The organism is Escherichia sp. HH41S (genome assembly GCF_009820115.1).
In the GTDB taxonomy this organism is placed as follows: domain Bacteria; phylum Pseudomonadota; class Gammaproteobacteria; order Enterobacterales; family Enterobacteriaceae; genus Escherichia; species Escherichia coli_F.
Genome location: NZ_VNXE01000073.1, coordinates 1 through 1,010, shown reverse-complemented (window position 1 = coordinate 1,010; position 1,010 = coordinate 1). Strand labels below are relative to the sequence as shown.

Here is a 1,010-nt window from a genome sequence, read left to right as displayed (position 1 = left end):
GTAAGCGTAAACTGACCGCCGTATGTAGCCATCAGACGAGAATTGGTAACTTAGACGCCCATCTGATATAGACGGACATCTAAGTATGGAATTACAGGACTGGCGAAAAGAACCTCGTAAAAACTATTCGAATGAATTCAAACTTCGTATGGTGGAACTGGCATCACAACCTGGAGCTTGTGTTGCACAGATTGCACGTGAAAATGGCGTCAATGATAATGTTATTTTCAAATGGCTCAGGCTCTGGCAGAACGAAGGGCGTGTTTCACGGCGTCTTCCGGTAACGACCTCTTCTGACACTGGCGTTGAATTATTACCTGTAGAAATAACGCCGGATGAGCAGAAAGAACCTGTGGCGGCCATTGCGCCGTCTTTATCCACTTCCACTCAGACCAGAGTCAGTGCCAGTTCCTGCAAGGTGGAATTCCGTCACGGTAACATGACGCTGGAAAATCCATCGCCAGAGCTGCTCACGGTGTTGATCCGCGAACTGAGCGGGAGGGGAAGATGATTTCACTCCCATCAGGTACCCGTATCTGGCTCGTTGCCGGCGTTACCGATATGCGTAAATCCTTCAACGGACTGGGAGAACAGGTACAACATGTGCTGAATGATAATCCCTTCTCCGGTCACCTGTTTATCTTCCGTGGCCGACGGGGTGACACCGTCAAAATTCTTTGGGCTGATGCTGATGGTCTGTGCCTGTTCACCAAACGCCTGGAGGAAGGCCAGTTTATCTGGCCTGCGGTACGTGACGGCAAGGTATCCATTACCCGCTCGCAACTGGCAATGCTCCTCGATAAGCTGGACTGGCGTCAGCCAAAAACATCCCGCCGTAACTCACTGACAATGTTGTAAAAAACTCCTGACCGCATTATAAAAACGGTCATGAGTCAGAAATACCTCATTCGCATTGCAGAACTGGAAAGCCAGCTCCGTCAGAAAGACCAGCAACTGAGTCTGGTTGAAGAGACGGAGGCCTTCCTGCGCTCTGCACTGGCACGTGCCGA

At 50.5% G+C, this 1,010-nt stretch carries 3 protein-coding genes; all 3 read left to right on the top strand.

Annotation, left to right across the window (positions count from 1 at the left end):
• Positions 1-85 precede the first annotated feature (85 nt).
• Positions 86-511, top strand: coding sequence for an IS66-like element accessory protein TnpA (gene tnpA / locus FQZ95_RS14930; RefSeq protein ID WP_000422740.1), 426 nt, complete (start codon positions 86-88; stop codon positions 509-511).
• Positions 508-858 (top strand): IS66 family insertion sequence element accessory protein TnpB, encoded by a 351-nt coding sequence (gene tnpB / locus FQZ95_RS14925; protein ID WP_000624720.1) that lies wholly within the window; start codon positions 508-510, stop codon positions 856-858. Before tnpA ends, tnpB begins: the two co-directional genes overlap by 4 nt.
• Before the next feature lie 30 nt (positions 859-888).
• The coding region (locus FQZ95_RS26450) for a hypothetical protein (protein WP_237428017.1) at positions 889-1,010 on the top strand (122 nt) is incomplete at its 3' end.

Bases quoted from the DNA above. Each gene is read 5' to 3' on its own strand.
- tnpB (WP_000624720.1), top strand. From the start codon at position 508: ATGATTTCACTCCCATCAGGTACCCGTATCTGGCTCGTTGCCGGCGTT.
- tnpA (WP_000422740.1), top strand. From the start codon at position 86: ATGGAATTACAGGACTGGCGAAAAGAACCTCGTAAAAACTATTCGAAT.